Below are 3,363 nucleotides of genomic sequence, written 5' to 3' on the forward strand. Positions count from 1 at the left end.
CCAGGACCGTACGGCGGCCGCCAGCGCGACCGAGAGCACGACCAGGGCGGCGATGAGGGACCACCGCGCGGCGACCTCGACCGAGGTGAAGGCCTGCGCGGCCTGGTAGACGGTCATCAGGAGCGCGGCGCCGAGCGCCGAGCCGATCCGCTGGCCGGTCTGGAGCGCCCCGCCGGCGGCGCCGCCCATCTGCGGCGGCACCTCGGCCAGGGTCAGCGTGAAGTTGGGGGAGATGACCCCACCGCCCCCGATGCCGGCGAGGAACATCGCCGGCGCGAGCGTCCACCACAGCGTGTCCGAGGGCGAGGTGACCAGCCAGGCCGCGAGCGCCGTACCGGTCATCATCACCGACAGCGCGAGCAGGGTGACCCGGCGACCCATCCGGCCCACGAGCCGCCCGGCCAGTGGCGAGGTGGTCGCGGCGCCGACCGCGAACGGGGTCATCAGCAGGGCCGCCTGCAGCGGCGAGAAGCCGACGCCCTCCTGCAGGTGGACCGACAGCACCAGGAAGATCCCGGTGAAGCCGGTGAAGTACAGCGTGCCGACGAGCAGCCCGTTGGCGTAGCCGGGAAGGCCGCTCAGCAAGGAGACGTCGAGCAGCGGCGGGCGCCCGCGTGCCACCGTGTGCCGCTCCCAGCGCAGGAACGCCCAGGCCAGCAGCGGGAAGGCGAGCGCGATCAGCAGCGGCCACCGGGCGCCGCCCTCGAGGCTGATCAGCGGGTAGAGCACGGAGACGACGGCGAGACCGAGCAGCAGGGCCCCGGGCACGTCGATGCGGGTGTCCTTCGCCGCACCCCGACCGCCGGGGTTGTCCGGGACCAGCCGCAGGATCAGCACCAGGGCGACGAGCCCGATCGGGACGTTGACCAGGAAGAGCGCGCGCCAGCCGTTCTCCTCGCCGAGCGCGCCGATGAGCAGGCCGCCGATGAGGGGACCGGCGGCCGAGGCCACGGCCACCGTGAAGCCGAACATCCCGAACGCCCGGCCCCGCTCGTCTCCCCGGAAGAGCTGCTGGATCAGCCCCGAGTTCTGCGGCGTGAGCAGCCCGGCGCTGGCGCCCTGGACCAGTCGGGCGACGACGATGGCCGCGGCGTTGGGCGCGAGCCCCACGGCGGCGCTGGAGAGGATGAAGCCCAGGAGCCCGATCGTCATCATCCGGCGGCGTCCGTGGGCGTCGCCGAGCCGCCCGCCGGCGACCAGCGTCATGCCGAACGCGAGCGCGTAGCCGGACACCACCCACTGGATCGCGCCCGTCGACGCCCCCAGCCCGGCGCGGATCGAGGGGACCGCGACGTTGACGATGGTGACGTCGAGCAGCGACATGAAGCCGATCAGGAGGGACACCGCCAGGATCCGCCACCGGCGGGGGTCGGGGACGTGCTCCTCGGGCCCTCCCGCGCCGTCGGCCTGCTGGTCCCGCATCTCCTCGTGCTGACTCATCTCCCGCCACCTTCTCACCTCGGGGAAGTGGCCCCCCGCCCCGCCGGCACACTATCTACACCGATCTTGTCGACTATCATGCCCTCATGACGACGAGCACCRTGTCCCCGCCCAGCGCCGACGACGCCGAGGTCGTGGTGCCCGCCCCCGGCGACGGGCCCGGCAACTGGGCGGGCGCCGCGAGTGCCGTCCGGGTCGACGACGTCATCTGGCTGACCTGGCGGGTACGCCGCCCGCTCACCGACGGTCGGGGCGTCTCGGTCGTGGTGGCCCGCTCCACCGACGGAGTGAGGTTCGAGCCGGTGGCCGAGGTCGCGCGCGAGGCCTTCGGGGCAGAGTCCTTCGAGCGCCCGGTGCTGGTGCCGCTCCGCGAGGGCGGGTGGCGGCTCTACCTCTCCTGCGCGACGCCGGGCTCCAAGCACTGGTGGGTCGACAGCCTGACCGCGGACACGGTCGAGGGGCTCCCCACGGGGGTGCGGCAGCGGGTCCACGCGGGCGACTCGGCGACGGGGGTCAAGGACCCGGTGGTGACCGTGGGTGAGGACGGCTACGAGATGTGGCTGTGCTGCCACCCTCTCGACGAGCCGGGCCAGGAGGACCGGATGACCACCCGTCGGCTGACCAGCGACGACGGGTTGGTCTGGGAGGACCGCGGCGAGGTGCTCGCCGGGCGCCCGGGGGAGTGGGACGCGCGCGGCGCCCGGGTGAGCGCGGTGCTCCCCGACGGGACGGTCCTCTACGACGGTCGCCCGGACGCGGCGTCCAACTGGTTCGAGACGACCGGCGTCGCGCACTGGGACGGGACGGTCCTCACCCGCACCGACCGGCCGCCCATCGCCTCGCCGTACTCCGACGGGGCGTTCCGCTACGCGAGCGCGGTGCCGCTGGCCGACGGCCGGGTCCGCTACTACGTCGAGGCCGCCCGCCCCGACGGCGCGCACGACCTGGTCACCTGCGTGCGCTGATCGCGGTGACGGTCGCGGTCCGCTCGCTGTAGGAGCCACGGCTCTCGGGCGAGAGCCAGTCGGAGAAGTCCTGACCGCTCAGCGAGGACAGCAGGTCGATGTCGTCGGCGAACGACTCCTGCAGGCGGGCGCGCTGTGCGGCGTCGAGTCGCGGGCGGTGCGCGTCCGGCCGGTCGCTGAGCAGGGAGATGAGCGAGGGGTGCATCCGCCGCCAGACCTCCGGGCGGGCGAACTGCCCGAGCCGGGCGCCGCCCCTCACGACCGGGCCGACGACCCGCGGCCGCCAGCCGGGCGGCACGAAGCCACGCGCGTTGTCGCGGGGGATCTCGTCCACGAGCCCCTCGCGGATGCCCAGGAAGCGGCTCACCCGGTCGACTGCTGAGCGGGGGTCGTCGACCAGGTCCCGGTAGCGCAGGACGAGCACCCGCTCCGGGGCGACGTAGGACAGCAGGTGGTCGAGCTGCTCGCCGTACCGGCCCAGGTCGCGGTAGCGCCAGAACGGCGCCCACCCCGCTCGGACCCGGTCGTCCTGGGCGGCGAAGGCGGTCTCGAAGTCCGCCTCCGGCTCGAGGCCGTCGGACCACAGGTGCATCCAGTTGGAGTACGCGCGGTCGATCGGGTCGCGGACCACGGCGACGAGGCGGACGTCGGGCAGCCGCTCGGCGATGCGGCGGTGCGCGCCCCTGCTCCACAGGTAGAACGGCGTGCTCTCGCCGCGCACCTGGTCGGCGCGCGCGGGCGCGAAGAGCGGGAAGTAGTGGTCGTCGCGCCAGATCCACTCCTGCTGCGAGTGCTTGTCGCCGGGGCCGCACCATGCCGGGGGCGGGGCTCCGTCGCAGAGCCAGTACTTGGGCTCCTTGGGCGAGGAGACGAAGACGTCCGGGTGCTGGGCGAGCGCCGCGTGCAGCGCGGTGGTGCCCGCCTTCGGCGCGCCGATCACGAGGAAGTCGGGGCGGGG

At 74.1% G+C, this 3,363-nt stretch carries 3 protein-coding genes; 1 reads left to right on the top strand and 2 read right to left on the bottom strand.

What is annotated here, in order from left to right; translation table 11 throughout:
- Positions 1–1,440: MFS transporter (locus tag ACXJKL_RS17630; protein WP_457208313.1), on the bottom strand; the 1,440-nt coding region annotated here is incomplete at its 3' end.
- A gap of 86 nt (positions 1,441–1,526) precedes the next feature.
- On the opposite strand from ACXJKL_RS17630, the gene ACXJKL_RS17635 reads away from it, so the two are divergent.
- Positions 1,527–2,405: a hypothetical protein gene (locus ACXJKL_RS17635; RefSeq protein WP_457208314.1), complete on the top strand. Its 879-nt coding sequence runs from the start codon at positions 1,527–1,529 to the stop codon at positions 2,403–2,405.
- Here the strand turns inward: ACXJKL_RS17635 and ACXJKL_RS17640 are convergent.
- The coding region (locus ACXJKL_RS17640; RefSeq protein WP_457208315.1) for a sulfotransferase family protein at positions 2,389–3,363 on the bottom strand (975 nt) is incomplete at its 5' end. The genes ACXJKL_RS17635 and ACXJKL_RS17640 overlap by 17 nt on opposite strands.

This window comes from Nocardioides sp. P5_C9_2 (genome assembly GCF_054049555.1).